General features: G+C 38.2%; 15 protein-coding genes. 9 read left to right on the top strand and 6 right to left on the bottom strand.

Features of this window, described 5'->3' with window-relative positions; genetic code table 11:
* Positions 1-3: 3 nt before the first annotated feature.
* A complete protein-coding gene (gene gcvPB, locus ACTS4L_RS03125; RefSeq protein ID WP_440615208.1) occupies positions 4-1458 on the top strand; it encodes an aminomethyl-transferring glycine dehydrogenase subunit GcvPB in 1455 nt (484 codons plus the stop codon).
* Between the two features lie 135 nt (positions 1459-1593).
* On the opposite strand, the gene ACTS4L_RS03120 is transcribed toward gcvPB, so the two are convergent.
* The 4 genes from ACTS4L_RS03120 to ubiD form a co-directional block, all read right to left on the bottom strand.
* A complete protein-coding gene (locus ACTS4L_RS03120) occupies positions 1594-2610 on the bottom strand; it encodes a DUF475 domain-containing protein (RefSeq protein WP_440615207.1) in 1017 nt (338 codons plus the stop codon).
* A gap of 13 nt (positions 2611-2623) precedes the next feature.
* Complete coding sequence (locus tag ACTS4L_RS03115; protein ID WP_440615206.1) at positions 2624-3190, bottom strand: UbiX family flavin prenyltransferase; 567 nt, start codon at positions 3188-3190, stop codon at positions 2624-2626.
* 528 nt (positions 3191-3718) lie between these two features.
* Positions 3719-4474 (bottom strand): CDP-alcohol phosphatidyltransferase family protein, encoded by a 756-nt coding sequence (locus tag ACTS4L_RS03110; RefSeq protein ID WP_440615205.1) that lies wholly within the window; start codon positions 4472-4474, stop codon positions 3719-3721.
* An 80-nt stretch (positions 4475-4554) separates the two neighbouring features.
* Positions 4555-6024, bottom strand: a complete 1470-nt coding sequence (ubiD, locus tag ACTS4L_RS03105; RefSeq protein ID WP_440615327.1) for a 4-hydroxy-3-polyprenylbenzoate decarboxylase — start codon at positions 6022-6024, stop codon at positions 4555-4557.
* A gap of 294 nt (positions 6025-6318) precedes the next feature.
* Between ubiD and fur the strand changes: the two genes are divergently transcribed.
* Complete coding sequence (gene fur / locus ACTS4L_RS03100) at positions 6319-6747, top strand: ferric iron uptake transcriptional regulator (RefSeq protein ID WP_440615326.1); 429 nt, start codon at positions 6319-6321, stop codon at positions 6745-6747.
* 17 nt (positions 6748-6764) lie between these two features.
* Here fur and ACTS4L_RS03095 read toward each other — a convergent pair whose 3' ends face one another.
* Positions 6765-7925 (bottom strand): hypothetical protein, encoded by a 1161-nt coding sequence (locus ACTS4L_RS03095; RefSeq protein WP_440615204.1) that lies wholly within the window; start codon positions 7923-7925, stop codon positions 6765-6767.
* Between the two features lie 350 nt (positions 7926-8275).
* On the opposite strand from ACTS4L_RS03095, the gene ACTS4L_RS03090 reads away from it, so the two are divergent.
* The 7 genes from ACTS4L_RS03090 to ACTS4L_RS03060 all read left to right on the top strand — a co-directional run bounded on the left by ACTS4L_RS03090 (position 8276) and on the right by ACTS4L_RS03060 (position 14803).
* Entirely contained in the window at positions 8276-8599 is a 324-nt protein-coding gene (locus ACTS4L_RS03090) for a hypothetical protein (protein ID WP_440615203.1), read from the top strand.
* Between the two features lie 176 nt (positions 8600-8775).
* Positions 8776-9282 (top strand): hypothetical protein, encoded by a 507-nt coding sequence (locus ACTS4L_RS03085; protein ID WP_440651696.1) that lies wholly within the window; start codon positions 8776-8778, stop codon positions 9280-9282.
* Positions 9283-9631: 349 nt separating this feature from the next.
* A complete protein-coding gene (locus tag ACTS4L_RS03080; RefSeq protein WP_440615201.1) occupies positions 9632-10225 on the top strand; it encodes a hypothetical protein in 594 nt (197 codons plus the stop codon).
* A 217-nt stretch (positions 10226-10442) separates the two neighbouring features.
* Positions 10443-12275: a hypothetical protein gene (locus tag ACTS4L_RS03075; protein WP_440615200.1), complete on the top strand. Its 1833-nt coding sequence runs from the start codon at positions 10443-10445 to the stop codon at positions 12273-12275.
* Between the two features lie 116 nt (positions 12276-12391).
* Entirely contained in the window at positions 12392-12571 is a 180-nt protein-coding gene (locus tag ACTS4L_RS03070) for a hypothetical protein (RefSeq protein WP_440615199.1), read from the top strand.
* 393 nt (positions 12572-12964) lie between these two features.
* Complete coding sequence (locus ACTS4L_RS03065) at positions 12965-13930, top strand: SGNH/GDSL hydrolase family protein (RefSeq protein WP_440615198.1); 966 nt, start codon at positions 12965-12967, stop codon at positions 13928-13930.
* A 117-nt stretch (positions 13931-14047) separates the two neighbouring features.
* The gene (locus ACTS4L_RS03060) at positions 14048-14803 is read left to right on the top strand and encodes a response regulator transcription factor (protein WP_440615197.1); all 756 of its coding nucleotides are present in this window, start codon (positions 14048-14050) and stop codon (positions 14801-14803) included.
* Between the two features lie 20 nt (positions 14804-14823).
* Here ACTS4L_RS03060 and ACTS4L_RS03055 read toward each other — a convergent pair whose 3' ends face one another.
* Positions 14824-15312, bottom strand: coding sequence for a universal stress protein (locus tag ACTS4L_RS03055; RefSeq protein WP_440615196.1), 489 nt, complete (start codon positions 15310-15312; stop codon positions 14824-14826).
* Positions 15313-15344: the final 32 nt, after the last annotated feature.

The following is a 15344-nucleotide window of genomic DNA, read 5'->3' as shown; positions in this document are numbered from 1 at the left end:
TAAATGACAGTTAGTTTTGAAAAATCAGCAGAAAATCGCAGGGCAAATTCACAAAAATGGGCAGTTTCAGATGCAATCTTTTTTGATCAAAAGCATTTGCGTGATGATAAACCGTTATTACCAGAGATGGGCGAGCTTGAAGTATTACGCCATTTCACCAAGTTATCGCAAAAAAATTTCTCAATTGATACGCAGTTCTACCCACTGGGTTCATGTACAATGAAATACAATCCGCGTATTGCATTAAAGTGTGCATTTAATCCATCAATATTAAATATTCATCCATATCAAGATGAGCTAACACAACAAGGTCTTTTAGAGATGCTCTATGAGTTACAGGAGATATTAGCAGAGCTCACAGGGATGGATGGGGTGTCACTTGTACCTTGCGCAGGAGCCCAAGGTGAGTTTGCCGGTGTACAGATGATAAGAGCCTATCATATTGCTAATGGTCAAGCACATCGCAATGAAATCATTGTGCCGGATGCTGCCCATGGCACCAATCCGGCAACCGCGGTGATGGCAGGATGCAAAGTGATTGAAATCCCAACATCACTTAAAACAGGTGATATTGATATTGAGGCATTAAAGAAAGTCCTAGGACCTAATACGGCAGGGATCATGTTAACCAATCCGTCAACGATGGGCGTATTTGAACGTGATATCGAACAGGTGGCTAAGCTTGTCCATGAGGCAGGCGGGCTTTTGTATTATGATGGCGCGAATTTAAATGCAATTATGGGTAAAGCCAAACCAGGCAAAATGGGCTTTGATGTAATGCATATGAATGTTCACAAAACCTTTGCAACACCGCACGGTGGTGGAGGGCCAGGAGGTGGGCCAATTGCTGTGAATAAGCGTTTGTTGCCTTATTTGCCGATACCAACGATTGTCAAAGAAGATGGTGTTTATCGTATCAAAGGCAAAGAGGTCATTCCTGAAACCATTGGTGCGATGCATGCCTTTATGGGAAATATCGGTGTATTAATTCGCGCGTATGTTTACCTTAAAACATTAGGTGGTAATGGTTTAACAAAGGCGTCAGAAATAGCCACTTTAAATGCCAACTATATGATGGCACGTTTGAAGTTAGCAGGTTTTACTATTGCATTACCTGATCGTCGCGCGTCACATGAGTTTATTGTTTCATTAGCTCCCGAGAAAAAAGCCTATGGTGTGAATGCCAATGATTTTGCTAAGCAGCTTTTAGATCATGATATGCATGCGCCTACGATGTATTTCCCTTTGTTAGTGCCTGAATGTTTGTTGATTGAGCCGACTGAGACAGAAACGCGCGAGCAAATGGATCAGTTTGTTAATGCGATGATTGAAATTCGTGAGCTAGCACGAACGAATCCTGAGAAGATGAAACAAGCGCCACTAACGCAACCGGTAAAACGTGTGGATGATGTCAAAGCCGTGCGCGAGTTGGATGTTGTCTTTGGGCAATGTTGTTAATAAAGTAAGTAACGATGTATGAATAAGTTGCATCAGCTAGCACCTCTCCCCTTGTGGGATTGCTCGTGCAGCATTAAGCTGCGCGGGTGAGGGGGAAATTAAAGTGCAACTTATTCTTGATTCATTACCAAGAGGTTATTTCGAGCGTTTATTAGCGATATTTGAGTGAATGAACGCTATAATAATCAAACCAATCCCAACAGTTCCTGTTAACCATTCTGGTACATGGGTATAGATCTTGATAAACATCACAACTGCTAAAAAGCCAATGGCATAATGCGCACCGTGCTCAAGATAACGAAATTTAGTTAGCGTTTGATGCTTAACAAAGAAAATCGTCAGTGAGCGTACATACATCGCACCAATACCCAAACCAATCATGATAATGAAAATATTGGTTGAAATGGCAAAGGCGCCAATAACACCATCAAAACTAAATGATGCATCTAACACTTCAAGATATAAAAAGCCCATTAAACCGTTTTGCATGACTTTTCCGGTCATGTTACTACCAAAGGCATGATTTAAAATACCTAATGCCTCGTGCACCATTAGCCCCATTAAAAAAGCAAGTGCCAGTGTGCCACCTTGATTGCTATCTGCATTGTAAATAACGATAAAGCCAATAATCAAAGCAAAGATGATATAACCACCCGGGTAGTGACGAATAAGGCTAATAAATTTATTCTCCTCAATGGCAGGGATCCAATGCAGTTCATGCTTCTCAGCAACAAAAAACTTTAAGAAAACCATAATCAGAAAGCCGCCACCAAACGCGCAAATCGTCGGAAAGCCAAGCTCTAAGGCATGTTGATAAGCCGCAGGATCATTGGTGGCAAGTTTGAAGACATCAAGGAAAGATAGGCTTGTCGTCACACTGACTAAAAGGATGGGGAAGATTAAACGCATGCCAAATACAGCGATTGGCAAACCAATCCAGATAAATATTTTTTGCCATTTCTTAGGCATTTTTGAGAGTACTTTCGCGTTGACCACGGCATTGTCAAAACTTAATGAAATCTCCAAAAGAGATAATACCAAAATCAAATAAAGTGCATAAAGTTTGTGTGTTGGTTCAAGCATGATGGCAGCAATGATGCCGACGATCGTGATGAAAAAAGCACTGTAAAAATATTTAAGGTTTTGATGCATGTTTATTATCCTTTTATCCTTGCCATTGTTTCATTTGTGGTAAATTTAGCCCAAAAACATCGAGTGTACGATAAACAAAGTCATCGATAATGTCATCAAGCGTTTGCGGTTTGTGATAAAAAGCAGGTACAGGTGGCATAATAATTGCGCCTGCTAATGTTGCTTTTTGCATATTTTCAATGTGTATTAAGCTAAGGGGCGTTTCTCTTAAGCAAATGATGAGCTTACGACGCTCTTTTAGTACCACATCCGCCGCACGCGCAATTAACGAATCTCCAATGCCACTGGCGATTTCAGCCAATGTCTTGGTGGATGATGGAATGATGATCATGCCATCCGTTGGGTATGAACCACTGGCAATTTTGGCGCCAATATCAGCATTAGCATAACAGCTATGTGCTAAAGATTTAATCTCTTGTGAGCGATACGCTGTTTCGTATTCACGCGTCATCTCGGCAGGCTTTGATACGATTAAATGCGTTTCAATACCTTGGTTTTTTAGAACTTTAAGCATTCTGACAGCATATTCAATGCCGGTGGCACCGGATAACGCAATAATAATTCGATTATGTTTAAGCATGTGCTTGAGTGATAAAGTGGTATTTGAAATTGGCTGGGAGTATATATCACAGGTGCAGTATTTTATAGATTTTTTTTGAGCGGCGTATTGCATACGCCTAGTACTTTCTGTGTTGCTTAAATTTTATTTTATTTTTCTTCACCGCTGTTTCACAGCTGATGTGACTTTTCTGCAAAAGGTTCCATACATTTTTGAAAAGCGGCTCTGCACAATCCGTGTTACGGGTGTTTCGCAGAAAAAACTTGCAGTAGCAGTTTTTTAAATCCTGCTCAACCTTTTGGCATTGCCCCAAAAGTAGGCAAAAACGCTAGCCTCACAAATTTCTTAACGCTTTTAAAACAGGTGCTTTGCAAACTCGTTGCACTCAAACAGTGCAATGCACTTATCTGTTTTAAAACCTAAAATTTGCTATGGCAATATTACCGATTCCCGCTCGTTGGCTAAGCGTTATTTACCTCTCCCCTTGCGGGAGAGGTCGCATAGCTTGCTATGCGGGTGAGGGGAAGTGAAACTATATTATATCTACAACTAGCGCAACGGCTTTAAGGTTCGATAAAGACTAAATAGAAAATACACCAAAATATAACTAACAATCGTCCAAGTCAAAAGGGTATTGGAAACTGGCCAGATAAGTGCTGATGCAATCGTTGCTGCCCCCCATATGAGGGTGTAAATAAACATCAATGAAATAATGGATTTACGCTTGCTTAGATAATTCATACGTGATGGGTAGATATATTTAATCGGCACAAAGGTCAAAATAGTTAACGCGATAATAATAACAAAGTTGGTGGTGCCTGAGAATTGGAAATAAATCAGATAATAAATCGCGAGATTCCAATAACTTGGAAAGCCCTTAAAGAAATGATCTTTGGTTTTGGCATCAATTTGACAAAATTGATAGCATGAAGCGAGCATGATCAAAATAAGAGCGAGTGTTTTAAAGCCATCAGGTACCACATCGGTGATATAAACCCATACAGCAGGAATAACGGCATAATTAGTGAAATCGATAATATTATCTAATAAGCCACCATCTAAAGGTGCCAACTTTTTAATGTCAACGCGACGTGCTAACGTGCCATCAGCAGCATCGATTAAAATCGCAATGACGACATAGAGGAAAGAAAGTTTTAAATAATGGATATAATCAAGATGGTTTCCTAGTAACTTAGCGGCATAGGCTTGTGCTGAGCTGGTTAAAGCAAGTACTGAGAAAACAGCACCACTGGCGGTAAATAAGTGTACAAACCATGCGTAAATACGCTGAAAAAAAATAGGCATAGACTTTTAAAGTAAACTCAAAGTCTGGATAGGTTAGCAAAAAATACTTCAGATAGAAAGTTGTAAAAATTGTGAATGAACTAAAATCCTAAATCCGCCCAAATAGCATCAACTTTATCAACAATATCTTGACGCATGGTGATCACCTCACCCCATTCGCGCGTTGTCTCACCGGGGAGTTTATTGGTAGCATCCAGCCCCATTTTTGAGCCTAAGCTTGCCACAGGCGAGGCAAAATCCAAATAATCAATCGGTGTATTATCAATTAGTGTTGTGTCTCTTGTCGGGTCCATGCGTGTGGTAATTGCCCAGATCACATCCTCCCAAGATCGTGTGTTGATGTCCTCATCAACGATAATCACAAACTTGGTATACATGAATTGACGTAAGAATGACCAAACACCCATCATTACGCGCTTGGCGTGTCCTGGGTATTGTTTTTTGATACTGACAACTGCCAAGCGATAAGAACAGCCCTCAGGTGGTAGATAAAAATCCACGATTTCAGGAAATTGCTTTTGAATGATGGGCACGAATATCTCATTAAAGGCAACACCCAAAATAGCCGGTTCATCTGGCGGGCGTCCAGTGTAGGTGCTGTGATAAATAGGATTTTTGCGATGGGTGATTTTCTCAACTGTGAATACAGGGAATTTTTCAACTTCATTATAATAACCGGTGTGATCGCCAAAGGGCCCTTCCTCGGCGATATCATTAGGATATATAAAGCCCTCTAAAATGATCTCAGCATGCGCCGGTACCATAATATCTTCACCATGGAGGATCGAAGGGGTGAGTTCCGTTTTGCTACCTCGCAATAATCCGGCAAAAGCATATTCAGAGAGCGTATCGGGAATGGGGGTTACTGCTCCTAAAGTAGTCGCAGGATCTGCTCCCAATGCAACGCACACTGGGAAAGGCTTCTCGGGATTTGCTTTGCACCAAGCTTGGTAATCAAGCGCACCTCCACGATGATGAAGCCAACGCATAATAAGGCGATTCTTACCAATGACTTGTTGGCGATAAATGCCTAGATTTAAGCGCTCTTTCCGAATACTATTGGTGATGGTTAATCCCCATGTCACAAGAGGAGCAATATCTCCAGGCCAACAGGTTTGTATGGGCATTTGATAGAAATCGATATCATCTTTGTTAATGATTACCTCACGACACGGCGCACTTTTGATTACTTTAGGTGACATCTTTAAGACTTGTTTTAAAATAGGCATTTTATCCCAAGCATCTTTAAGACCTTTTGGTGGTTCGGGTTCTTTTAAATACGCGAGAAGTTTACCAATTTCGCGCAGTTGGCTGACATCCTCAGCACCAAGTGCCAATGCAATGCGTTTTTCAGTGCCAAATAAGTTGGTTAATACTGGCATATCATGATTTTTAGGGTTTTCAAATAAAAGGGCAGGTCCTTTATTATGAAGTACGCGGGATGAAATCTCGGTCATCTCCAGAAAAGGTGATACTTCTTGTTTGACGCGTTTTAGCTCACCCATTTCCTCTAAGTGATCTAAAAATTCGCGCAAGTCTTTGTAGTTCAGCATAAATGCCTTATCAATTTATCTCAAGATGATGCTTATGGTAATGATTCAAGATGCAAAAAAGCAAGTGTGACGGTTTGATTTCTCACAAGTACGAAGTGTTAACCGTCTCTTGAGCACAGTCGAAGAGCGCGGTATATAATGGCTTCGACTTACGCTCAGGGTACGGTGAGCACTTATGGGGGAACATTTTTAGTCTTAGCCGAAAATTTTAGGTTAGTGACTTCTTCATTTATCTAAATGATCAGGTTAGAATGTCGAGCATTGATGAATTTAATGAGTTGTTATATACAAATGTCATTAGGAAAAGAAGATCTAAAACAGGCGGGATTAAAGATTACGCAACAAAGATTAAAAATATTACGCATTTTTGAAGAATCAGAGCAGCGCCATTTATCTGCCGATGATGTGTATAGAATCGTTAAAGAAAAAGAAGAAGATATTGGAATTGCAACGGTTTATCGCGTGTTGGCGCAGTTTGAGTCAGCTGGATTGTTGCAGCGCCTAAACCTTGGGCGTGAGCAAGCGGTATATGAGCTTGATTCGGATGACCATCACGATCATATGATTTGTGTCAAATGCCACAAGGTAGAAGAATTTGTTGATCATGTGATTGAAGCCAGACAGGTTAAAGCGGTAGAGGAGTTAGGAGGCAAACTTGTTGAGCATAGCTCAGTACTGTATATCGAATGTAAGGATTGTTTAAATAACAAAAAGAAATAAATTTATGCGAAAGCACGTTAAAATACAACACTAGCAGATAGTGTTAGCATGCTGACGTTGCCGTTAGGAATACCGTAGAATAATCCTGATTGCCCATTGTGTGGCATAATGTAACTATATTCGCCTTTCAAGACAATGTTCTGTGCAATATAACGATTTAAGCCAACGGATAACGTTGTTTGATTTTCTGGAATTTCAGTTGGCCAATTTTTGGGGTTGTTCAGTGTGTCACTATTGGTTGTGTGTAAATTAGCAATGCTAATATACGGTAACCAATTGTCGGTGTTATAACCAATAGTCATATATTCACCAAGTAAAGATGCCATTGGATCTGCTTTGCGATAAGCGACTTCAGCGCTGAGCATTAGATTGTGAATATTCCAACTAGAGCCTAAGCTTAAAAATTGGGCGTTAATGCCATTTTTATTATTGGTTTGACCATTGACTGTGGCTGATACATCAACCTTACTGTATAGATAAGCGCCATGTAGACTAAAACTGCCATTATTTAAATCAACACTTGAACCAATGAGATTATAGGCTTTGCCAGCTAAGGTGATTTTATCTTGTAAGGTTGGTGCAAGGCGCATCATCGCATCGTATTTAAAATCGTTTTGACCGTAAAAAGGGGATAATGTCAGCTGCCAATTTTGATTTAAATTAATCGTATAATCTGCCTTGACGCCATTGAATGAATAAAAAGGAATAATGCGATAAACTTCATTGGGTAAAAAAGCATAAGGATAGCTGTAACCTACATCGATTTGTTGCGAGTACATGTAAGAGGGTAGTTGCATACGTCCAGCGCTAACACGCAAATTCGAATTGACTTTATAAGCCAGATAAAGCCATGGTGTTGTCAGGTTAAAGGCATTATGACCATTGGTACTATCACCATTGGCAACCACTTGACCAACCGCGCTAAAGCCACTGCCTAAATCAGCGGATAATTGTAAACCTAATAATGAAGGTGTTGCAAAATTAGGATGATTGTCAATTGTGCCATGTCCTGGCATAGCATAAGGTGTGGAGCTAGTGCTTGTCGTCATACCGGTTGACGCAAAACCACTGATATCAACACCGACCTGTCCTAGATTAAAAGTATGCGCGTAAATAGGCGCGATGGTGATCAGGTTGGCAGCGATCAATAGTGATATTTTTGATTTATTGTAATTCATTGAGTAACCTCTACTTTAATTGTTTTTTGTTTTGAGTGACAGGCGCCAAGATATCAATAAAATGATTTCAATCTAAGCAAAGGAAATAATGAAATGATATATTTGCTGGCATATAGTGTCAGTAAATGCAGTGTTTTCTAGGTCTTACAGGAAGAAATATTAAATTATCACAGCCAGCACTTTTACTGTCGTTAACGTGTGCTTTTAATTCTGTGTAAGGTATAAAAGTGACAACAAAAGGCAAGTATTTATATCAAATGACCTACCTCAAACCGTTGTCAAAATTAATATTTCGTTGAAAATGCAGGTTATGTTATTCATGGACTGTTAGATAAAATAGGAGCATTAATATGGCCAATCAATATGCGGATAGTTTTAGGGACTATATTTTAAAAAGATATAAAAAACCGATAGATGAAGTACTGGCTATTTTTTCTTATCGCAATATGACGTATCGTGATGTTGCTGAGCTAACGGGCTACAAAGAAACCACCGTGCGTAAGTGGTGTCGTTATTTTGATGTCGAATTATATAGTGACTATGAACCTTCAAAGCATTACGCTGTTGATATATTAAGTGCGGTTCGTAGTGAAAAACTCAGTTGTGATAATGTCTTGTTTCGACCTTGGCGTCGTCAGTTTTCGCATGGGTTGTATGTCAAAACGATATTTTAATTTAGCTGCATTTATATTAATTCATGTATGCTAGCACAAATGAAGAAAGCGTAAGTAATCAGTCAATGAGAAAAAGCATCAAACCAACTCATTTTAATAAGGGCGATAACTGCCAAGCAATGCTCAAGCACGGTAAATACTTCGTTTTGCAGTGGTGTCGCTTTGTACTAATGGTAATGTTTACAGTAACCTTGCTATTTAATAGTTGTTTTGCACAATTGCTGGTGATAGCAAATAAAGATTTTCCAGAAAAGCAATTAACGCCACAGTCGCTGCTTGCGTTGTACACTTATAGCAATCATCTTAATAGCACGAATGTGACAACCATTGAACAAACCGATAGAAATATCAACTCGATATTCTATAATGCACTGGGTGTTGATACTTCTTATATTACACGCACACGTGCCCAAGCCCAATTTTCGTCACCCTTAGGGTTTTGTTCTCCCTTGGTATTAGGCTCAGCACAAGCCGTAGTTGAAGCTGTAGAAAAGCATGATAATTATATTGGTTACATTGTTGTGTCACCCGAGCAATCATTACCAGATGATGTCAAAGTTATTTATCAATCGCCGACAAGTGCTCATTATTATCAACGTATTAATACGCCAAAAACAACGAATCATTTACGAACGGGTGATATTTGCTATCTAGAGCATGGCAAGAAAGTCTGCTTGAGCTGAGTGACGGAAATTAATCCTGACTCCGTTATCGTTTATTGTCTTCCATGACACAAATGGATTGCCACGCATCCTGCTCGCAATGACAAAAGGCGTCATCCTGAGCCACCTCTTTTCTTGTCATCCTGAGCCAGGATGGCGTGAGGATCCAATGCGGAGCTGCCATGGATGGTTAGTGATCCTCCTAAAGGTAGTGCCATTGATTTAAGCATGCTGTTTCAAAAACTAGATAATCGAGTATAAAAGTTAATGATAAGGTGCATCTTTGATACATCTTGTGTAACTACTTTATTTTATGTTTGTGCTAAGGTTTCTACTTAAGGATGACATCGCAAAACAGGCAGTGTAAAGCATGAAACACTATTGTATAGTTGTTATTGGGTTGATCGGATTAATTAAAGTACTTTCCTTCGTTGATGTAAGTTATGCAAACTATCGATTAAAAACACAGCTCAAAGACCAAGGCAATGTGCTGACGGTTAATCAAATGTCATTCTTTGTCCCTAAAAAAGATTCAGTGTGCGCCTATGAGATTATTGAGCAAAAAGATCAAACGTCAACGCATAGTTACAATTGTCAATTACACATCTATCATAATGCAGAAGATAACTCAATCGTGTTAACCTATGAGATTAAAGGGCAATGGACAACCCAGTATTCACAAGGAGAAGATGGATGGCATTGGCGGATTACAGAGGTTCCTAATCCAACAAGCACTTTACAGTTGTATTCGCCATTTTACCTTGAGTTTAAGGACATGGGGGTTAAGATGAGTATTGTCAGCCCCACGAGCTTGTATAGTCAATTGACCATCAATGGTGGACTATTGGTTGTTGGTAGGAAATTACACACTCTGTCGACTGTTGCTAATATTTCCTTAAGCTCAGGCTATCCAGTATTTGAAGGATCTATCAAATGGGGTGTGCATCACACGGTTTCCGTTTGAGTTAAAAATGATGACTAATTTTGCGTATCAAAATGTATTTTTATGCATAAAATGATATCGATTTTGACATGCTAAGATCATTTTAAATTACTCTTGACCCTTTAATCTATAAGCTTTTAGTGACATATTTGAGGCTTTGTGTTTTGGGATAAAATTATTGATAATTTACTGACCAATATGGTGAATTTTCAGTTTAAATACAAAAAAGGAAACAACTATGTCAAAACTTACACAAGATGAATTCAAAATAAAATTTGAAAATGACTCATTAACTAATAGTGAAATTATAGAGTACTATGAATTAAGTGGTGAATATAAGGCTTATAAAGATCAATTAACTACAAACTTTACTGTGAGCGATAAACTTTTAGAAGCGGCAAAAGGTAAAAGAACTCTAAATGAACTTGAAAAGCAGACCTTGAGGGAGCAGTTATTTGAGCGAATGATTATCATTGATTTTATAGCGCATTCTAAATCATTAGATAAAGAAACTCAAAGTTATGCCTATGGTGTTTTCATTTCAGATTTAGCTAAATTAAGGGTCTCGTTATCAGATATGCAAGGGTATAATTCTGAATCTTCACCAGATGGTGAATGGTATAAGCAACAGGATTATCAGTTTGTATCTAAAAATAACGAGCAAGCACAACAGTCGTTGATTAGGAATCAGGCATGGCAACAGTTGGAGAATATGTGGGATGATTCATGTGCCAAAGATTTAAAAGCAGCTGCACTTCGTGCAATTGTCAGTAATAAAAATATAGATGAAATGTCAGAATTCAAAAACTTATTGAAGTCAATTTCAAGTGCAGTAGAAACAAAGCTAGCACGGAGTAATAGCTATTTGCCTAAGAAGGTTAGAAGCAATCTAATTAATCGTTATTTAGCTGAAGATGTAAAAAGTTACCTGAGTTTGCAGCTTGAGTCATTAGATCTTGATGATGATTTGAGGAAGTTTGCCACAAAAGTAGCTGTAGAGCGTGTTGAAAAAATGACAGACAACAAAATTTTTCAGAAGACTGTAACAATCGAAGATGATCATGCTAGGAACGACCAATTGAAGTTTGAGTATGGTCAAATTAAAGGTCAACTAGAAGCTAGAGCAAATCTTTTGCCAAAGCAAGAATTAACGATTGAACCTTTGACAGTGCAAGAAAATAATCTGAGCAAAAAAAACTTATCTGATCTTCAAGGAAAAATAAATGAAAATTTAATGCAGCAGAAGCAACTTACTGATGGTTTAAATAGGCTAAAAGACGATCAAGTCGCTTTAGATGAAAAACAAAAAGAAATTGATCGAATTAAAGGCAATATAGGTGAATTAACGCTTAAAAGTAGTCAGCTAGATGACAAAAAATTCGAGTTTGAAGAGAAAACTAAAATTTATGGGGATCTCTTGCAAAATTATGAAAAAACTAAAGATAACATTTGCGTAAGTCTTAACAATCTAAAAAGCGAACACAATCTTCTTGAAGATAATAAGGCTAAGCTCGAAAAGCAAAGTGCTTTAGATGATTTCTACACAGAGTGTGCCAAAACATCTAAGGAAATATTAATGTTGCAATTCAATTACACAAGGGCGGTAGTAGCAAAAGAATCAACAGAATCTTCTTCAGACATTTTAGGTAAAATTTTAAAGTATCAGGATCAACTTGAAGCGCTACAAAATCGAGGTGTCTCTTTAGGTTTAAATAAGAATGATCCGATTATTTGTAATCTTAAATTGGTTGCTGAAGCAGTTTATTCTTATGACCAGCAAGTTAATAATAAAGATCATAATAAATTATTAGATGATGTAAAAAGTACAGGTCGCTCCAATAATTTGTCTAGTACCGACAGTGTAAAGAGTGGAAATAAGGGTGATAAAGATTATTCTGCTCTCACAGAAAGTAATGTAAAAAAAATAGTAGAGAGAAAGACGTTGGAGAATGATGCTAATAGCAATAGTGATAGTGAGAATAGTTTTAATGTGGGGTTGAATGTGAGTCATCTCATCCAAGACTATACTAAATCATGTAATAATCTGCCTAAAACGGTGGAGATAAAATGATAATGACACAGGACAATAACGGGTTCAGGACTAATTTCCGCCTGTTGTCATTGCGAGCATGGATGTGTGGCAATCCAGTTGTGTCATGGATGACAACTGTCACTGAGTAATAAGTGATGATGCCCGCCACTGTCGTGGCTGATGGCAGTGACTTTTTCCCGCAAAAAAGTCACCAAAAAGCTCGCCCTACACGTTTTGTTAACGCCAATCCCATGGGATTTTTGCAAACTCGTTGCACTCAAACAGTGCAAAAATCTAATCCATGGTATTGGACGCAAAACGTTAATGGGCATTAAGTCAGCCAATGAATCAAGAATCAGTTGAGTTTAATCTAATTACCCCTCACCCGCATAGCAAGCTATGCGAGCAATCCCGCAAGGGGAGAGGTAAATATTGTTGAATAATATCAATCGTTCCCTGAGCGAAGTCGAAGGGGAAAGGTTAAAACAAGATGGCTTCGACTAATGCTCAGCCAACGAGTGGTGACCAGAAAGATTGCCATAACAAATTTTAGGTTTTAAAACAGATAGTTTGTAATGAATTGGACATTAAAATTGATTTGTTAAGTGCTTAAAGCCTCAAAATACAAGCGTTTATGTAGACATATCTTAAGCAGTTTGTTTTGTGTATGCCAAAGATGATTTCTGATTAAATTGTAAAGAAACACAGAAATCACAAGGAGCAATACAATGATGCAATTGAATAATAAATGGCGCTCAATATTCTATGCTTTTGGTTTGTCAATGGTTGCATCATATACTTACGCCAAAGCGGGAGTGAATGTATATGTCGACAATCATTGTGACAAAATACAGTATATTGAATCGCAAGTGGATGGTGTTGCAAAGCCAGTAAAAGAGATTAGACCCTATCAACGTACTTTCCTTGAGTATAACGATACAGGCTATTTATCGTACGACAGTGATGTTAAATATTCGGTTTATCAAGATAACGCGAAACAAAACGCATTAGCAACTGTTGATATTGCCTTGCATAATTCATTGCGTAATAATCAATATACTGCCATGTCGTCAAATGAAGGAAATATTGCTATTGATATGCCTAGTCGTTCGTGGCATAACTGGATAGGCACTCCTAGTGTTACAATGCAACTATGTCCTAGAAAGCAACTTGAAATTTCAAAAAACGCGCTGCTTGACGGGGTGAAACGTGTTATTGTCTTTGGCGATAGTCTATCTGATGAAGGTAATTTATTTAGCATGACACAAGGTGCCGTACCAAGTGCACGTAGTTATTATAACGGGATGTTTACTAATGGGAATACTTGGTCTGCCATTTTAAGGGGTAAGCTGTCAGCGCAAGATATACAAATGAGTAATTATGCAGTAGGCGATGCGACTACTTTATCTTATGCCGATACCGAACATCTGCCTTATACTTTAACGTATCAAACTTATATGTATCATGCCAATGCGTTAAATGAAAACTGGCAAGATATCGATAGCACATTAGCAATTATCTGGATAGGTGGTAATGACTATCTGACACAGCCTCTTAAGTTAGATGAAAAAGCACAACAACAATTAACAACGGAGGTTGTGGCAAACATTAAGGCGACGATTTATGACTATGTTCATCCTACTGAGCAAGTACATAAAGTCATCTATAAAGAAATGGCTAAAAACGTATCATAAAGCATCAATGTGAAGCAAAAATTATATGCATATTGACTGATGCAAAGTGGCTACATATGCTACCAGTTGTAATAAATTATACGAAATTGTATTTAAGTGACTGCATAAGGAAGTAAGATGAAAAATACAAATAAAATTTTAATTATTGATGATGATAAAGAAATATTAAGTCTTGTGTCAGATTTGCTAAAAAAGCACGGTTATAAGACGGAGTGTGCTGAAACTGCAGAGCAAGGACTCAAAAAATTACAATCTAAACCGGATTTGATACTGTTAGATATTATGTTACCAGATGGTGATGGTGTTGATTTATGTCGTCAAATTCGTAGTCAATGCGACATTCCAGTGATCATGCTAACCGCTGTTGATAGTGACATTAAGAGGATCTTAGGTTATGAATTTGGGGCATGCCAGTACATTACCAAACCATTTAATCCAGATTTGCTCGTGGCACAAATAAAGAGTGTATTTAATATTAAACGCACACCAAAAAAAATAAATTCTCGTTATATTTGTTTTGGTCCTTGGCGGCTTGATATTTATGAAAGAACGCTTTTTGATCGTGATATGGTGACGGTTGAACTCTCCAGAGCCGAATACGATCTTTTGATGTTGTTAATTGAAAATGCACGGCGAGTTGTCTCAAGAGATCAGATCACAAAGTCAATGCATAATAGACATTATGATGGCATCGATCGTTCTGTGGATATCACCATAGGGCGTTTACGCAAAAAAGTAGAGCAAAATACCGCACAGCCGCGGCTAGTAAAAACAGTCCACAGCACTGGGTATATTCTAACTACAGATGTACACTATACCGACAGCTTAACCGATGACTTTTCTTCAGAGTTGAGTGAAATGAATCACTTTTGATTTTTAGTGCTTTATACCATTTACAAAGCAGTCTGCAGTATTTCCTTTTTCACTCTATTGAGGTAAGACTTTTTAGAAATAATCACATCGCAATCAAGCATGCTGATGATTTTTTCCTGATTGCCGGTGATGTAACGCTCCCATAAACCATGTTTCTGCCCGTTAATGATAACGCAGTCGATATGGTTTTCTTGAACATATTCCTTAATTGCGTGAACGACTGAGTTGTCGATTATAACAACTGGCGTAAAATGATAATTATCGCCGACATGGTTTATTGATTGTATTAGTTTCGCTTTGGCAGCATTCAGTTGCTCCTCATTAAGTTCATTAATAATACCAATCAAAAAACCGGTTGTATCAAGTACTTTAGGGATTACGGTAACGATATGAAATTCAGTATTCTGGGGAAATAGTCGAAGACTGATTTCGTCGATCATACAGGTATGCTTCTCATAAATATCTAGCGCATAGAGTACTTTTAGTGGCTTATTTTGTACATTTTCCATAAATATATCCTTGATTTAGAGGTTACAGTACG

Origin of the sequence: Cysteiniphilum sp. 19S12-1 (genome assembly GCF_052030685.1) — a bacterium.
Lineage (GTDB): Bacteria > Pseudomonadota > Gammaproteobacteria > Francisellales > Francisellaceae > Caedibacter.
The sequence above is the reverse complement of the archived record's forward strand: the minus strand, read 5'-3'. Positions and strand labels throughout refer to the sequence as shown.